This is a genomic window from Flagellimonas sp. B-3 (assembly GCF_056857835.1).
Window position 1 is genome coordinate 1 of record NZ_JBSXNW010000013.1, and the last position, 17,609, is coordinate 17,609.

At 44.8% G+C, this 17,609-nt stretch carries 8 protein-coding genes; 4 read left to right on the forward strand and 4 right to left on the reverse strand.

What is annotated here, in order from left to right; translation table 11 throughout:
• Positions 1-166: 166 nt before the first annotated feature.
• The 4 genes from AC13CS_RS02285 to AC13CS_RS02300 all read right to left on the reverse strand — a co-directional run bounded on the left by AC13CS_RS02285 (position 167) and on the right by AC13CS_RS02300 (position 11,043).
• Positions 167-6,952 carry a thrombospondin type 3 repeat-containing protein gene (locus AC13CS_RS02285; protein WP_293169119.1) on the reverse strand — a complete coding sequence of 2,262 codons (6,786 nt, stop codon included), beginning with the start codon at positions 6,950-6,952 and terminating at the stop codon, positions 167-169.
• A 578-nt stretch (positions 6,953-7,530) separates the two neighbouring features.
• Positions 7,531-7,923, reverse strand: coding sequence for a response regulator (locus AC13CS_RS02290; RefSeq protein ID WP_293169121.1), 393 nt, complete (start codon positions 7,921-7,923; stop codon positions 7,531-7,533).
• A gap of 4 nt (positions 7,924-7,927) precedes the next feature.
• Positions 7,928-9,481: a PAS domain-containing protein gene (locus AC13CS_RS02295; RefSeq protein WP_293169123.1), complete on the reverse strand. Its 1,554-nt coding sequence runs from the start codon at positions 9,479-9,481 to the stop codon at positions 7,928-7,930.
• The gene (locus tag AC13CS_RS02300) at positions 9,430-11,043 is read right to left on the reverse strand and encodes a PAS domain S-box protein (protein ID WP_293169125.1); all 1,614 of its coding nucleotides are present in this window, start codon (positions 11,041-11,043) and stop codon (positions 9,430-9,432) included. Before AC13CS_RS02300 ends, AC13CS_RS02295 begins: the two co-directional genes overlap by 52 nt.
• Positions 11,044-11,312: 269 nt before the next feature.
• Here AC13CS_RS02300 and AC13CS_RS02305 point away from each other — a divergent pair, with 269 nt between their 5' ends.
• The 4 genes from AC13CS_RS02305 to AC13CS_RS02320 form a co-directional block, all read left to right on the forward strand.
• Positions 11,313-11,723 carry a response regulator gene (locus AC13CS_RS02305; protein WP_293169127.1) on the forward strand — a complete coding sequence of 137 codons (411 nt, stop codon included), beginning with the start codon at positions 11,313-11,315 and terminating at the stop codon, positions 11,721-11,723.
• 272 nt (positions 11,724-11,995) lie between these two features.
• The gene (locus AC13CS_RS02310; RefSeq protein ID WP_482888339.1) at positions 11,996-12,592 is read left to right on the forward strand and encodes a Crp/Fnr family transcriptional regulator; all 597 of its coding nucleotides are present in this window, start codon (positions 11,996-11,998) and stop codon (positions 12,590-12,592) included.
• Positions 12,593-13,055: 463 nt separating this feature from the next.
• Positions 13,056-13,592 (forward strand): DUF4347 domain-containing protein, encoded by a 537-nt coding sequence (locus AC13CS_RS02315; protein WP_293169129.1) that lies wholly within the window; start codon positions 13,056-13,058, stop codon positions 13,590-13,592.
• Between the two features lie 33 nt (positions 13,593-13,625).
• Positions 13,626-17,609 (forward strand): Ig-like domain-containing protein (locus AC13CS_RS02320; RefSeq protein ID WP_482888340.1); only part of this gene is annotated, 3,984 nt, incomplete at its 3' end.

The following is a 17,609-nucleotide window of genomic DNA, read 5'->3' on the forward strand; positions in this document are numbered from 1 at the left end:
CTTCCCGCAAAAGCAGGGTTGTAAATATTCATGTTATAGCGGTAAAAGGTATAGTTGGGGTCCTGTTGAGCGCTTGCTTTAAAGGAAAGCAGAAGAAACAGGGCCACTAGTTGTATATAATTAAAAAGTCTCATCGTTTTGTATGGTGTTTTTTGTTCTGTTGGTATCAATAATTGATGAAAATCCATCCCTGAAGCGGCGCACTGCCGTCCCCTAGGTCTATGATGTATAGGTATGATCCCGCAGGAAGCTTTTCACTTCTGCCCTTATAGAAGCCTTTCCAGTCATTCTTGTATGACCTTGTTCCAAATACCTCATGTCCGTAACGGTTGAATACCTTTACAAGGTTATTGGGATAGTTTTCAATGCCCGGAACGATCCAAGCATCGTTGTTGCCATCACCATTTGGGGTAAACGCTTGAGCCGGGACAATACTAGGTTCGCTATCCATTGGGAAGTCATCCTCACTGTCCGGGACGCCATCATTGTCATCATCCCCATCTCCATTGTCCCCGATTCCATCACCATCGGTATCGGTATCCTCGGAAGGATCTTTAGGGAAGGCATCTTCCGTATCCGGTGTACCATCGTTGTCATCGTCATCATCGGCATTGTCGCCCGTTCCGTCCCCATCGGTATCGGTGTCTTCCGAATCATCCTTCGGGAATGCATCTTCGGCATCAGGGGTACCATCATTGTCATCGTCGGGGTCGGCATTATCGCCCTGACCATCCCCATCGGTGTCCACACTCTCGTTGGGATCGTTGGGGAAAGCGTCCTCGGCATCGGGAACACCGTCATTGTCGGTATCGGTGATTTCCCCATTGGGATAGACATCCTGATCATTTGGAATTCCATCTCCATCAATGTCATCATCCACATTATCTCCCTGGCCATCACCATCGGTGTCGGTATCCTCCGAATCATCTTTCGGGAAGGCATCTTCACTGTCAGGGGTTCCGTCATTGTCATCATCAGGGTCGGCATTATCGCCTTGACCATCCCCATCGCTGTCCGCACTTTCATTGGGATCGTTGGGGAAGGCGTCCTCAGCATCGGGAACACCGTCATTGTCGGTATCGGTGATTTCCCCATTGGGATAAACATCTTCTCCGTTGGGGATACCGTCCCCATCTATGTCGTCATCGTTATTGTCCCCCGTACCGTCACCATCGGTATCGGTATCCTCGGAAGCATCTTTTGGGAAGGCGTCCTCGGCATCGGGAGTGCCATCGTTGTCATCGTCCTCATCGGCATTGTCGCCAGTTCCATCTCCGTCAGTGTCGGTGTCCTCGGAAGGGTCCAATGGAAAATCATCCTCAGCGTCAGGTGTGCCGTCATTGTCATCATCATCATCAGCATTGTCCCCTTCACCGTCACCATCGCTGTCCACACTCTCATTAGGGTCATTGGGGAAAGCATCCTCGACATCGGGAACACCATCATTATCATCATCGGGGTCAGTACTGTCCCCAATACCATCATTGTCGTTGTCCAGGTCATAATAGGTCCCGTTGACAAAGCCCAAGGGTTCTGTGGGGTTACCTGCCTCGTCCCTTGCAATACCGTACATATCGTTGAAGAACATCAGTTCTCCGGGCACCAACGGGGTAACGGGAATGTTGTAGACCAATCCTGGGGTGACCTCTTGGAGTTCACCGAAAGAAGCCATGGGCTGTCCGTTTCCATCCGGGGCAATAATTACTGGGTTTGGAGCCAGATCGAACACAGGTTCAGAAAACTGTAATTGTATGGTAAAGGGTCCCAGATAAACGGATTCATCAATAATCAGGCTAGGCTGCGGGCCTGTGGTGTCGATTGTTACCAAAGATCCGTCGGTTGTTGCCGTTGCCACCAAATTATCAGTGGATGGATTCGCCGTTAAAGTGAAACCAACAGGGCCTTCCAACATAGCATCATTTACTTCTATCCATCCCAAATAGGTGTTTTCTCCGATCAAAGCACTGTCATCGAACATAATGGTGGTACCAAGGATGGAAAGGGCCACCTCATCCATCGCTTTGTTGAAACCAAACTCCACCGATATCCGGTCACCCGATCTGGCCAATTCGGGCGAAGCATTGTTTGCATGCATTGTGATATGGGTGAATTCCAAATCCGTAACAATCGTATGATCGGTATTCACTGCTTGTGCCGAAGGATTGCCCGCTGCATCTTGATATAACAAGATGACGTCATAAGCAACACCGTGCATCAAAGCACTGCTGCTCGCTGAAACCACTTCTGTGGCCGAGGCAAGATTTTTAGCATCAACAACTATAGTGTTCAATTCGTCGACCAATGGATTTTCCAGTTGCAGCGTAATGGGGCTGTTGGAATCCTCGACAGAATTAAAAATAATTTGCACACTGTTGGCCAATGGGGTTTCGGGTACGTAGTAATGTATGGTCAGATTGTCATAAGATGTCCCATCCGAAGCGGGCAATAACAAGGATGGTGCAGTGGTCTGCGTGTCCGCCAACGGATTGGGATCCTCGCTATCCAATAGCAGGTCGTTGTCATCATCGGTGTCGGCATTGTCACCAATACCATCACCATCGGTATCGGTATCTTCGGTAGCATCCAATGGGAAATCATCATCCACATCTGGAGTGCCATCGCCATCATCATCCGTATCACATGCATCACCTTCCCCGTCGCCATCTGTATCCAATTGGTCGGCATTGGAAATCGCAACACAGTTGTCCGTATCGTCCCGAAAACCATCCCCGTCAGAGTCGGGAGATAGATAGGTAAAGCCTGATAAGGCAGCGGTTCCAGCCGCATTGGTGACCACAACATCACCAGAAGTTCCTTCATCGACCACAGCACTTATTTGCGTTGAAGAATCCACTGTGAACGAAGCGGCCGAAGTACCACCGAAGGTCACATCTGTAGCTCCATCCAAATAGCTTCCCGTTATGACAACCGTATCACCTGGCTCCCCGCTGGTTGGTGTAAAGCTGTCAATAACAGGAGGATTGTCATTAAAATCTATTCTCGCGTCTGCACTATAGGGACTTCCTAAACCTGAATTTTCCACAATGGAGGCATTTCCCCTTGCAAAAGCGGCATTGGTAAATACAAATTGAAGATTGTTCACATCATCCCTATCAATATGATCAGTGGCATTGCCGGTAAAGGTCAATGTTGCTTCAATCGATGAATCAATGGTAAATACAGGGGTCAACCCAGCTGGAAGATTGGGAATGTTGACCTGTGCAGCAGTCAGTTGACCGGAACCTAAATCCACGAAGGTATCGTTGGCCAAAAGAAGTTTCAGTGCTTTTGAATTGTCCAGGCTTCCGTCATTGGTTGGATTCTCGGTATAGGAAGCGCCAAAGGAATATTCGAAAATGGTGGAATTGGACTGACCAATTACGAACATCCTATCATTCGTTGTATTGAATTCCACATCGTAAGGGGATACATCTTCTGAAACGGTATAAGAATCAGCTAAAGCTGCTGAGTTGATATCAAAAGCTGGGTCAAGATCATACTCATAAACGGTATTGGTCTGGTCCCCCATGAGATACATTTTTTTTCCTGCCTTACCAAAGGTGATTCCGCGAACGGAGCCATCCTCGATTATTGTGTAGGTATTGGCCGTAACAGAAGCTGTGCTAATGGAGAACGGTGTGGACAGGTCATACACAAAAACCGTATCTGAAAAATCACCGACCATATACATTTTGCTTCCATCCAAATTGAAATCGAAACCAAAGGGGTTCTGTTCCTGGGCAGTAAAAGAGAAGGCACCTACATAAGTGGCCGTAGAAATGTCGTATGCCGTTGATAGGTCATATTCCTTCACGTCATTGTTGACATAACTTCCCACGTACATTTTTGACCCATCCGTGTTGAATTTTATTTCAGATGGATTGGTCGAACTGACCACATAGCTTTGCAAATATATAGCGGTCTCCATATTAAATGCCTCGGTCAATTCGTATTGGTCAATTTCTTGGGTACCGTCCGCGCCCAAAGTATACAGTTTGGTTCCGGAGGAATCAAAGCCAAAGCCCAAAGATCCTGTTTGATTGGGGGAAAGGTCCAATGAGCGCTCCAAGGAGGCCAAAGAAATTCCAGCAATATAGGAAAGTATAGGCTGCTCGATGAAGGTAAAACCACTAAGGGAATCAGTTCCACCAGCAGTGGTCACCTCCACATTTCCGGACGCACCGGCATGGCCCACCACGGCGGTAATTTGGGTGCTGGAATCCACGGTAAAGGACAAGGCGTCTATGCCACCAAAGGTGACTTGGGTCGCGCCATCAAAATTGGTTCCTGTGATCACAATAGTATCTTCCTGTCCTGCCGCAGCAGGGGTAAAGGAATCAATTGTGGGTTCTGGTAAGGCCGTGACCTCCTCAATTTCAACATTGGAAAGGGCCCTATCAATAATGACCAGGTCATCGATACAGCCATTAAAATATTCCCAGGTCGTTGGGGACAGATTGTATCCGTTGGTAAAGGCAAAACCCAATTGATTGAAGCCCATATCCAAGTGGGCTACGGTTGCCCCTGTTGTATTGGCTTCCAAATTACCATCCAAATAAATGGAGACCGAATTGGTACCTGCAGTGAGGTCCACTTGATGCCAGTTCCCATCATTGACCGTCGTTGTTGAAATGGCCTGTAGACTGGTACTGTTCGAGGTCCATAAAGTACCTTTCAGCTTACCATCCGAAGTGACCATTAAAATGGGTATCCAATTGCTTGGGCTATTGGAAGTATTGGCCTCGACATTTTGATATCCCAAAATACTTCCCGATGTGCTTGTTTTAAATCTCAGGGAGATGGTAAACTCAGTAAGGCTGCTTAGCAAATTGTCAGGTAATTTGACAAACCCGGGGCCATTGTCAAAACAGATAGCCTGCCCTTGGGCGCCTGTTTCGTAGGTAACCGAGTTGACTTCAGTACCATCATGGTTGTTTGCTGTGGCATCATTCGCATTGTTCTCAAAGTCGTATTGGGCCACTTTATAAATGAATCCCGAAACGGCATCACTTCCTGCGGGATTGGTGACCGTAATATCTCCTGAAGAGCCCGCACCTACCACAGCCGTAATCTGAGTGTCTGAATCTACGCTAAAGCTTGTGGCAGCGGTTCCACCAAACTGCACTGAGGTTGTGCCTGTAAAGTTACTTCCCGAAAAGGTGATGGTTTCTCCATTGCCCGCAGTTTTTGGTGAGAAGTCCACTATTGTAGGAGGTGAAAATATGGTTACCGATCCCACGCCACTGACAGCGTTCCCACAGCCACCATTGGTCAATACCGCCCTAAATTGGGTGTCGACGGCAATATTGGCATAAGCATAGGTGTCCGTGGTATTGGCAATATCCGACCAAATAATCCCATTGTCGGTGGATTGTTGCCATTTGGTGATACTGCCCGTATAACCCGTCAAGGTCAAGGTTCCCGAATTCGTGGAGGACCCATGGGCAGCGGAGCTTACCTGTCCCCCCACCGGGGCGGTGCCACTGACAACGGTAATCTCCTTTGATGCGGAGGCCACGGCCGAGCCACAACCGGGCACTTGAACAAAAACCCGATAATAATAGGTTCCCGTAGTGCTTATGGTCTCGCTCAAGCTTGTGCTGGTATTGGCTATATCCGTCCAATTCACATTATCCGTGGAACGTTGCCATTTTTGCACCTCCCCCGTTTGGCCGGATACAAACAAGGCCACATCGGAACCTGCACAAACGGTAGTGTTCTCTGCAAAAACGTTGCCCGCATTGGCTTCTTCCACATATATGGGTGTGCTTGAGGTCACAAGGCCTGTGCATGTGCTCGGGGAAGTAGAGTTGACCACTGCACGGTAATACATGGTCTCGGAAATATTGGCTACTGTCAAGGAAGTCGATGTATTGTTGATCGTGGTCCCTGTGGTAATGAAATTATCCACCGAACTTTCCCAACGCACCACCGAACCCACTAGGCCCGATAAGGTAAGGGTCGTTGAGTTCACTCCAGGGCAGACACTTACCCCGCCACCAGAAATGCTTCCGCTGGGCGCGCCTTGTACGGTAATACCCTTGGTGAAATGCGGGGATGCCAGTATCTGGTCATTGGGCATATCCCCGAACTCCATGATTCCCTTAATATTGATGGAATTCGGAAAATCATTCCAATCACCTGCAGTACCCGCGTAAACATGTCCGTAATGTTCTGTACCAGAATTATTGGGTTCACCAGTTCTCCAATTTTGGTAAACGCCGGTTATCCAACCCGCATCGCCATTTGTCGTGGTCAGTTGGGTCCCTTTCTCAGGTCCGGTCACCCAATAAAATTTGCCTTCGGCGGCAGTTTGGTCCCCGTAAAGCGTATAGCCCACAGCTTCATTGATCAACTGATAGTCATCGGAAGCCCCCATCCATGAGTTTTCCCCAACCAGTCTCGACACAAAGGTATTTTCCGCGGCATTGGTAAGGGTAACCAAGTATCCCTCCCTTCCATAATAGGAGGTGGAGGATGAAGTGCTTTTGGCCGATGTCCAGCTTGAGGTAGTGGCCGTCAAGCGATAATAATGTCCATTGATGGGATTGTAAAAGGTTTCCCCTGCGACAAAGGATACCTTTCGGGTCTCGGGTGAACAGACACTTCCCGTCGTTATTGTTATGGTCCGCAAAAAAGCTTGCCATTCACTGGCCGTTTTGGTGCCCTTGAACACAATCGATCGGGTATTGCCATTCCATCCGCTAGTGGTCACACCCGATGGAAGTCCTCCCATATAGGATAAAATGTCGCTGGTCGAGTACGAGTCGGTGATCGAAATGGTAAAATCCGTGATGTCAGCTGTAGCAGATACGGTGAGTTCAGGTGCCACAATTGTTGCCGTACTGGAAGGGATCGATGTTGGTACATCCCCTCCGGAAACCGTAATCTGTGCATGTAGCAGGATTCCATTGAACAATAGCATGGCCACTAAAAAGATCTTCGGCCACATGTGATGACTCTTTGAACCGGCTTTATTGAATAAAACTTGAAAGAATCTATTTTTTTGTTGGTTCGTTGGTTGGTTTGGTTTCTCCATTTTTGGTATTATAGTTTAACAAAGGCCTGTAGTAAGCTTATTTCATTTTTTTGTGGTCTACCATTTATGGTTTCATCATATTCAAACTTTGAGCTTGATGATGCCACAGTTAAATACTTACCGATTTTGTAAGAAACGGATGTCTTTGAATTTTATTTAAAAAAAATGGCCCGGAATTGATATTTGTCAATTTCCCATATTTTTTTATGGAATACCACGAAGTAGTTTACCCCAAAAATGGCGTGTTTTGCACTTAATTGTGCATCAAAATTAGTTTCTGCCAGTAATAGCATTACAAGAGGTCTGGCCCTTTGGGCCGGTAGAAAGGGTAGCGTATTCTTCTTTAAAAATATCCTATTTTGCAACGGGTATAAACAGGGCAGCTACTTCCAATACTCGGTGGAGACATCCCATACTTTTTGACATCGATTAATTATCATAATGGACATCTTCAATTCAACTGGATTCAAGATGATTCCCTTGGGCCGGGGTTACGGTTTGTCCTTTTTGATGACCCCAGTAAACAACCCTTCCAAAAGATCTTCATCCAAAGGCTTCTCAACAAAGGATTCAACAATGTTACATTGCAGCGCCCTAGTTTTGTCCAGTGGGTTTATGGATGAGCTCAAAACATGAATTTCAATGGAACGACCATCTAACTTGGGTTCCAATATTTCAAGAAATTCCCACCCGTTCATCATAGGCATGTTCAAATCCAAAAAGACAATAAAACCTTTTTGTTCATTGTCCAAAATATACTTTAGGGCATCCCCTCCATTATAAAAAACAGTTATTGAAATTCCTGGGAACTTATACTCGATAAGATCTTGGTTCAAAAAATTTGTAATGGCATCATCATCAATCAAAAGTATTTCCTTGTCCATTGTGCTATTTGCTTTCTGTTATCTCTATAATTTTATGTAATTCTTGATCTATCTCATTTACTGAGATAGAAATCATTTGAAGCAGATCTTCTGTAGGGATTTTCTTGTCACCTTGGAGCCTACTATGCTTCAGCAACGCCATTATCCGAGTGAGCGGACCGCGGACCGCGTGGGATTGCCGCCATGCGATTTCGGTCAAAACCTTATTTTGACTTTTAATGCGTTCGATCTGGTCGATGGATTTTGTCATATCCAATACACATCCGATAACCTTGATCAAACCGCCATCCTTCCCTCTTTGTGTCCGGTATTTGTCCACAACGTACTTGATCGATCCATCGGCTCCAATCACACGGTATTCTATGGAGCCATCAATACTATTTTGGTGCATAAATGATTCTTGAATCAGTGTATCCCATACTTGTGACCGATCCTCTTGATGCATTTTGGCAAACCAAGTGTTTTCCCTGGTAAACGGTTCCTTTATTATTTGTTCCTTGCCATCTTCCTTGACATGACTATAGTGCATGTAGCCCTCCTTGACATTCCATTCCCAAATGACTTGGTTACTGGCCAACATGGCCAACAGAAACCTATTGTTGCTCACTTCCAATTGTTGCTCATATTCCTTCCTTTCCGTAATATCTTGAATGGTCCCCTCAATATGTGAGGGCTTCCCATTTTCACCTTTGATCATTTGAATTTCTTGATGCACCCATTTAACAGCCCCTTGAGCGGTGATAATCCGATGTTCAAATGCCTTGATTTCCCCAGGTTGGAGATGGTTTTTGGGGTCGTCTTCCACAAGATACCTATCATCCGGATGGAACGTCCTGATCACATTTTTATGGGTAGGTTTGAAATTCTCCGGGATATATCCATGAATGGTATAGACTTCAGGGCTCCACTCGGAATCTTGAGAGTTCAGGTTTCTATACCACCAGCCTAGTTTACCCAATCGTTGTGCCTGTTGAAGTCTTACTAAAGTTGCTTCCATATCAATTTCCGCACGTTTGAGCTCCGTAATATCCTTGGCCACCGCGAATATTAGATTTTGATCGCGCTTCAGGGTAGTTGACCAAACAAGCCACCGTTCTTCATTGGTCGCTGTGACCATTCGGATTTCATTGTCCATTTTGACATCGGTAGTAATCCCATCGATAAATTTTCGGACTATTTTCCGTCTATCCGATTTATGTACAAAACGATTATAGAAAGCTCCCGTAAACTCTTCCTTGGAAAATCCGAGCACCTTGGTACATGCATTGTTCACCAATTTGATTCTTCCATCATATCCTATCACGCAAAAGGGATCTGGTGAAATCTCAAAAAACTCCCTGTACTCCTCCTCCACCATCTTCTGACCGATCACACCGCCCAAATCAAGACCCAAGCCCTCAATACTCCGTATGGTCAATCCCAGTGAATCTTTTTGTTGGTCAAAGAACAGGATTGCACAACCCATAAACGCTGTTCCATGCATTATGGGCATACCGGCCACTGTCTTCAATTCGGTTGGAATTGTTCCCTTTGCTCCATCAATTGTATACGGTCCCATATCATAAGCTTTTGGGAAGACCAAACCTTCCCCGGAAGTCCTTGGCCCATCTCAAAGTGTCCAGGCGTTTCTTCCATACCAAGGAAAATGTTGCCATCCTTCTTCTGGAAATAACTGGAATTCAAGTGCAGAACTGTTTCATCCTTGGATTTTATCCATATCTCACTGGCCAAACAATTTGTGATCTTACCGATTTCTTCTTGCGCGTAAACCAATAAGTCTTCCAGGGTACTCGACATCCCCAGTCTCTTTGAAATGGATAGGACCAGTTCCTTTCTAATTTTTTGGGAAACCTCATCCGTAACATCTGCTTTGTTCACAACAATACCCTGGATATTGGGATCGGATAACCGATTGGTTATGATGGCTTCCATCCATTTCCACTTACCTGTAGAGCCCTTAAAGCGATAAAGTGACATAGCCATATTATCCCTGCCCAAACTCTTTTTGAACGCTTTCTCCACTTTGGATATATCCGATGTATGGACATGATCAAAATAATTGGTTCCAAACAGTGAATCCGGCTCATAGCCCAAATGGCTCTTATAGGTTGGAGAAGCATAAGCATATGTCCCATTAACATTCAATATGGAAATAAAATCCGTGCCATTTTGCACTAAAGACCTGAACTTTTTTTCACTTGTCCGCAACTTATCCAAGGAGTCCGACTGATTGATCAGATGTGAAAGATTGGATGCCAACACATGTAGTACTTGTTGTTCCTCTCCTGTCCATTCGCGCTCCTCGTGGCAATCCTCAAGTCCTATGACACCCCTAACTTTTTTGTGTACTATGACGGGAATCGCAAATAGGGATTTTATCTGCCGGGATTTAAAAACATCCTTTTCGGAGGTGTCCTTCAATGCTGAAAAGTTCTTTTTTAGTTTACGGCCCTTTCTGATAGGTCCCAACAAAAGCTTCAATAAGGGAAAAGGGAGATATTCTTTACAAAGACCCATATCACCATCACTCCTTACCTGCCTTACTTTGTACAATCTCAAGGTTATGGAGTCATCCAGTACATCACTTTGCAGGAAATATGCCCGATTAATTTTTAAGTTTTCACATAGAATCGAAAAACACGCATCCAATGCCTCTAGCCAATTTTCGTTCCTTATCAGATTATTGTTTATGTCCGTGATGCATTGGAATAACCTTTTATGATAATATTGCTGTCTTTTACAATCAGTGCTATCAGAGATATCGATTGCCGTGACCAACTCAGCTTTTCTTCCGAAATAGGAAATCAAGCTCCCTTTCAGTTGAACAGGAAAGACGGCCCCATCCTTTTTCCGATGCCTAAAGTAACCTTCCTTAAATGCACCGGACCTATTTTCTATATGGTCGATGGCGGCAACCAATTTCAATACATCTCCTTTGGGTCTTATATCCTCTAGGGTCATGGCCAGAAATTCTTTTTCCGTATAACCGTAGCAACGGACAGCCTCCTTGTTTACCCTGAGAAATTTTAAGCTGTTCACATCATAAATCCACATGGGATTGGGACAACATTCAAAAACAATATCCTCTAAAGGATTAGAGGCATAACGATTGGGGAACATTTATTCTTGGTTGATTAAAAAATAACGAAACCTAGTTGTCAAAATTATTCAGGACAACAATTTTTTGTTCTTATCTAAATTCAGGTTAAAAATAATTTTTTCTTATGATATGTGTAATATTTTTTTTACAATAAAAAATTTAAATAAAATGTTAATATTTATATATTCGCCCAGGATATACAAAGGACAACATCCCCACTAGCTTTTATATATCCATACATTTATTTTTTTGGGGGTAATTTTGACAATCTTAATAAACTACAAGGAAAATGAAAAACGTCAATATATGGTTGATAGACGATGATGAGGTATATGTACATGTAACCAAAAAGGTTTTGGACCATCTATCCGAGAATATTGCTGTCGTTTCTTTTGATGATGGGGAAAACGCGATAACGCAATTAAAAAAGTGTATTCAAGAAGACTTGGAACTGCCCGGCATCATACTGTTGGACATCAATATGCCAGTTTTGGACGGATGGGGCTTTTTGGCCGAATTCCAAAAGCTCAAGGCTAATTTAACCAGTTCTATAAAAATTTACATGGTAACTTCATCGAAAGACCAACGGGATCGATCCAAGGCCAAGGAGTTTAAAGAATTAAGTGATTATTTGGTAAAACCCGTTTTTGAAGATCAACTCGTTACGATATTGACCGACTGCTATGGGGATGATTGGTAGAAAAAACTATGTTCTGCTATTGGGTTTTTAAAGGGTCTCTCGAAAGAGATTTTCCTAGATCCATGCGTTAGGCAGAAATGCCGGAAATAGCATGTCAAAATATCAATAACTAGTTGAGCAACAAGCTTCTAAAACAAAACTTGCGATTGTTCAAAAAATCCACTTTTAATTGTTTTCTGTATCCGCCCTTTCCTGACCAATTAAAAAAGCAATTCTGGATATGCTTAAAACTTTTCGATATATTATTTTCGGGAACCGAACAAATTAATTTTATGTTGCCTAAAAGGAATACAGAGAAAAATCTATTTATCATTTTATACCTCAACTCCATATACCCCTTGGGCCCTGGTCTAAAGAATTATCTTGCTGAGCATATCAAAAGTTGTTCCTTCGAAAAAAACCAACTTGTCAGCAAAGCTGGAGAAATTTGCAATCGTCTCTATCTTATTAAAAAAGGAATGGTCCGTGGTTATTTTATAAGTGACGGTAAAGAATTAACAACTTGGGTGGACGCTGAAAATGAGGTATTCACCTCCATTACCGGTTTTTTTAGAAATGAGCCTTGTCAAGAAAACATACAAAGCCTGGAAGAGACCCATTGTGATTACATGGAATATGAAGACTATAAGTATTGTTTAAATAATTTTCAGGAAATGCAACACATCAACCGTATCCTGCTAGAGGAATATTATATCCTTGCCGAACACAGGGTTTATTTGGCAAGAATTCCCAATGCCCAAAAGAGGTTGGCCTACTATATGGAAAACATGAAACCACAAATTGTAGAGCGAATCCCACGAAAGCATTTAGCGTCATATTTGGCCATAAGACCTGAGACGTTATCCAGACTCTTGAAAGAAAGAGATTAAGCTTTGCTCCCTACTTGCGTTCCACCAACAATTTCTTTAAGGGAGAATTCATCTAAGAAGAGTATTTAGTAATCCCCAGACACATAGATTTCATCCTATTGTCTTGCATTTCTGTTAAAAATTTCCCTCAAATTGATATATGTCAATTTCCGGAACTTTTTCTAATACTAAAAAAAAACACTTCCCGTTTCTTATAGCGAATGAAAGAAAAATTGTACGCAATTAGGATTTGAATTGTGCGAAAAACAATGAAAAAATCCTTTCAAATAAAAATAGTTCCCTAGCAATATGACATAAAAATACATTTCCCGACCCATAATATTTTTCAAGCAATCATTGGCGACCTGATTTAGCAAACCTAAATCCAAGGCAAAAGAAAAAAAGCTGCAAACAGGCGGCCAGGATTCCTTATGCCTTTTCCGAACAACATTAAAAACAATAAAAACCTAAACTAGATTAACAAATGAAAACCTTTTTTAACCAAAGAAACATCCTCAGCTTCCTGCTCTTATTTTCATTGACCTTGAGCGTCTCCATGGCCCAAACGGATGAGGTTGTAATATTGGATTCCGACTTTCCCAATAGCGGAGGGCTCATCGCTTCCTTACCTGTAAATGTTGCACTAATCGAGGCCAAAACATCTGTTACCTTGGCCAAAACCCTAAAGCAGGCCTTGGCCAACAACCCTAGTGTCAAAAACATTCATCTTTTTGCACCATCTTCAGATGCATCCATCGATTTTGGGGGGCGGTCCTACACGGCAGCAGCTTTGGGGCAGCAATTGGATCCATCGGATTTCAGCGCCAACACGGGTGTTACCGTTTTTGTATACTCCTGCTCATTGGCCAAAAACGCTGCAGGGATATCCCTTTTGGAAAACATAGCCTCTGGAACAGGTTTCAACGTGGCTTCCAGCTCAAGTTGTGACGAAATGGGAGAGGAAATGACCTTTGATTTTTCCGTAAGGCCCTTGAGCAATACCAAGACCATTTTCGATTAACATAGCCAAAATCCAAATACAAATTTGACCAAAATGAAACAGATCAACCTTCATTATTCCCACTTCATCACCCTATTGTTTTTTGTGCTGGGATGGGAATCCATGTTCGGCCAATCGGTAAACATGGAAGTACAGCAAGGCCCCAATATTGATGTGGTGCTGACGGTAGGTATTACCGATGAAAATATAGATACGTTCGAAGCGGACCTCGGAGCTGCCTTGGAAAGCAAAGGTATCCCCGCTGACAAACTCTATGTACAGGGTTTTGAACGAACGACCATCTCCTCCAACTCAGAGGATGCGGCTGCAATCTTTAACAATTGGACCCGTTGGGGCTATAACCCGGAGACTTGGGAATTTGTCGATGCCGACAAGGTCATCAGGCGGGTAAACAACGATAAATTGGCCGGTTTCTACGATCCCGTTTTCGATTCCTCCAATTACACCATGGAAGTGGATTTCAGGACGACCAATACCGATAATGATGATATGGGTATCAACTTCGGTATTCCCAACTCGCCCATTGGTGCCTACCTGTTCAACCTTTCCGGGGCCGATAGAAGCTTTAGTACCAATGAATTTATTCCAGGAGACGGTTTTGCAACAGGTCTTTACCAAATCACCAGAAGTGATGGAAACTCCAATCCCCAACATTATATTCAAGGATTGCAGTCAGCACACTCAGTTATCTTTAACCCAAACCAATGGTACCATCTAAAACTAGAGGTCAAAGGCAACAGGGCCAAAATTTGGTTGGACGACAACCTGTTGATCGATTATACGGCTCCTTCCGAAATAGGTGGCAGTTATGGGTTCTTTTCCAACAGTCAACCCTACGCCACCTTCAAAAACATTGAAGTGACCTCTTTGACCCTTAAAAAGTTCAAGGACGTACTTAGGGAGCCTCAATGGAGAAACAGCGCTATGCGATTCAATGTGAACCTTGATGATCAGGAAGTTGCTGATTTCGACAATGACCAAGATCTGGCCGAAATATTGATGCGCACCATCAATGAGGACATTCACTATATCGGGTGGGGATTGAACGACAACCAAGCCCAGTTCGAGCGCTTTGTACAACAGAACAATAACAAGGGAACCTTTGTTAACCGGGATATGGGAAGCTGGTCCACTTGGATGGATGATATGGCCCAATATATTTATGAGCAATACCAGTTGCTTACCGTGACCGAAGGGGACTACTTTATTGCTGGGACCAGCGTTGAAATAGCCGTTGATCCTTCCGAAATGAAAACCAGTACCGCCAATGCAAGTTATCCGAGCGGTAGATGGAAAATAACACATGATGAAACCTTCTTCCCCAATAATCAGGGAAGAGTTTCCTGGAGCGGTCTTTATTTGGAAGATGTACCGGAATTCTATGAAAAACCAGGAAAGTACTCCTTTACCTTCGAAGACCTCCCCACCTCCCCCACTACCCTGTATTTCCACAGAAAACCAGTGGCGAGCTTCTCCTATAGTTCGGACACCGGCGTGTTCAATGATACTTCTTACGACTTGGATGGCGGTGCCAACAATGGCATTGCCCAGACCGAATGGAAATGGAAACCCGTGGATGCTGCGTCCACCGTAGGCTGGACGAACGGAATGTTCGATAAGAATTCCGCTGCCGATGGAGAGTATCTGGTCATGCTGAACGTACAGGACCATCAAGGGGTGTGGAGTAGCCCATCAAGTGCCTATATCTTGGTGGACAGCAGCAGTTCATCAACCAGTGAAGACCTGCCCGTAGCACAGTTCAATATTCAACCGGATGCACTGTTTACCTACTCTGGCTCCATGAATATCAATATAGAAAACAACTCTATCGATCCTTACGGACGAACACTTTCCAACGAGGAGTGGATCGTGACCCAAAGGGTGTTCGACAGCGAAGGGAATCCGACGGATACCGAAATCCACAACTCCACTACCGAGATGACGGATTTCTCCACTTACAACAACGTAACCGCAGAATACATCATTAGCCTTCGTGTACAGACCAGTACAGGGGTTTGGTCAGAGCCGTTCTTTCGAACGTTGACCATTACCCACGATATTACCGAGCCTACCTTATCGGCCACACCGAATAGCGGATCTATTGATACGGACACCGATATTCTGTTGACCTTTCAGGATGAAAATGATGGAAGTGGATTTGATGTTCAACGTTATGTTTTGATTCAGGACAGCAATCCACCGGCATCAGACAGCAATTTGTGGACCTCTTGGAGCAACAGTCAATCCAAGACCACTTCGTTTTCCAATGGCGGTACGGGATGGTACATCCATGCAGAGGCGAAAGACAATGCTGGGAATACCGGAACCGAATCCTTTGGTCCGTTCGACCTGGCCTTGGTGGTCGGTGCAAAGAACGATTTGGCCGTATTGGACGAGGATACCGTATCCGACCCTATCGATGTTTTGTACAATGATGTCTACGACACCAACAATACACCAACGGTAAGCATCATTACACAAGGAGCCAAAGGTTCCGCAGTGGTGGATGAAAACAATACAATAGTCTATACCCCAAATGAAAACGAATTTGGAAGTGATGCCGTCATCTATGAACTGGATGATGCAGGAACCAAGGTAACCGCAACGCTAACCTTGTCCATTACCGCTGTGGACGATACCCCGACAGCGGTAGCAGATTCCTTTACTTTGGATGAAAACGCCATCTTAAACGATGATGTCTCCACCAACGATGTTGAAGTGGACGGTGATGATAGAATTTACCACATCATCTCAAACCCATCCAGCGCAACCTCTTTTACCTTTAATGCTGATGGTACTTTTACTTATGAGCATAATGGCGATGAAGCTGCAACGGATAGTTTTACTTACAATTTCGAGGATGCTGTTTCTTTTTCGGAGACAGTGACCGTCACTTTGAACATCACCAATGTGAACGATGCTCCAGAAGGTGGAGATGTTACCTTGGAAGTGGTTCAGGATTCTGGATATACCTTTAAAACAGATGATTTTAACTTCTCCGATGCTGATCCAGGCGACACTTTTAATGGCATACAAGTAATCTCCCTTCCGATAAAAGGTACTTTGGAATACAATGGCTCTCCCGTACAGTTAAATGATATGATCGATGACGTAACCCTACTTGTCTTCACAACGGCAGATGGGGAATACGGCGCATCCTATTCCTCTTTCTCCTTCAAGGTAAAGGATGGTGATGATGCCTTAAGTGCCGCTACCCATACAGCAGACATCAATGCTGCCCAAGATACTGATGGTGACGGAGTGCCCAACGAAGATGATGAAGATGATGATGGGGATGGTACACCTGACGCTGAGGATGATTTCCCATTGGACCCTTCCGAGGACACCGATACCGATGGTGACGGAACCGGCGACAATGCCGACGAGGACGACGACAACGACGGCACACCCGATGCCGAGGATGATTTTCCATTGGACCCTTCCGAGGACACCGATACCGATGGGGACGGAACGGGTGACAATGCCGACGAGGACGACGACAACGACGGTACACCTGATTCTGAGGACGATTTCCCAAAAGATGATTCCGAAGACACCGATACCGATGGTGACGGAACCGGCGACAATGCCGATGACGACGATGACAACGACGGTACCCCTGATTCTGAAGACGCCTTCCCGAAGGATGATTCTGAGGATACCGATACCGATGGTGACGGAACGGGCGACAATGCCGACGAGGACGATGACAACGACGGTACTCCCGATGCCGAGGACGCCTTCCCAAAGGATGATTCGGAAGACACAGACACGGACGGAGATGGAACCGGCGACAATGCCGATGAAGACGATGACAACGACGGCACTCCTGATGCCGAGGATGCCTTCCCGAAGGATGATTCGGAGGATACCGACACCGATGGTGACGGTACGGGAGACAATGCCGATGAGGACGATGACAACGACGGTACTCCTGATGCTGAGGACGCTTTCCCGAAAGATGATTCCGAGGATACCGATACCGATGGTGATGGAACCGGGGACAATGCCGATGAT

Excerpts from the sequence above, each read along its gene's own strand:
- AC13CS_RS02295 (WP_293169123.1), bottom strand. The coding sequence starts at position 9,481 with ATGGGACCGTATACAATTGATGGAGCAAAGGGAACAATTCCAACCGAA.
- AC13CS_RS02290 (WP_293169121.1), bottom strand. The coding sequence starts at position 7,923 with ATGGACAAGGAAATACTTTTGATTGATGATGATGCCATTACAAATTTT.
- AC13CS_RS02310 (WP_482888339.1), top strand. The coding sequence starts at position 11,996 with ATGTTGCCTAAAAGGAATACAGAGAAAAATCTATTTATCATTTTATAC.
- AC13CS_RS02285 (WP_293169119.1), bottom strand. The coding sequence starts at position 6,952 with ATGTGGCCGAAGATCTTTTTAGTGGCCATGCTATTGTTCAATGGAATC.
- AC13CS_RS02300 (WP_293169125.1), bottom strand. The coding sequence starts at position 11,043 with ATGTTCCCCAATCGTTATGCCTCTAATCCTTTAGAGGATATTGTTTTT.
- AC13CS_RS02315 (WP_293169129.1), top strand. The coding sequence starts at position 13,056 with ATGAAAACCTTTTTTAACCAAAGAAACATCCTCAGCTTCCTGCTCTTA.
- AC13CS_RS02305 (WP_293169127.1), top strand. The coding sequence starts at position 11,313 with ATGAAAAACGTCAATATATGGTTGATAGACGATGATGAGGTATATGTA.